The organism is Microbacterium sp. KNMS (assembly GCF_053851835.1).
Genome location: NZ_JBSQBP010000199.1, coordinates 1 through 239 on the forward strand (window position 1 = coordinate 1; position 239 = coordinate 239).

The following is a 239-nucleotide window of genomic DNA, read 5'->3' on the forward strand; positions in this document are numbered from 1 at the left end:
TGGTGGCGGTGCTGGTTCCCCTGCTTTCCCTCATCGCGCTCGTCGCGGTGGATTGGCGGATCGCGGCGGTGGCGGTCGTCCCGGTGCTGGTCACCTTCGCCCTGATGGGCGTAATGATGTCGCGTGGCGCCGGCCTTCAGCGCGACTACGAGCGAGCCTCCGAAGGAGTGACGGCCGCGGTCATCGAGTTGGTGCGCGGTATCCCGGTGATGAAGTCCTTCGGACGCGCCAACCAGGGC

At 67.8% G+C, this 239-nt stretch carries 1 pseudogene; it reads left to right on the forward strand.

Features of this window, described 5'->3' with window-relative positions:
- Window positions 1-239: pseudogene (locus ACWXWW_RS18335) on the forward strand (hypothetical protein); the annotation flags it as partial.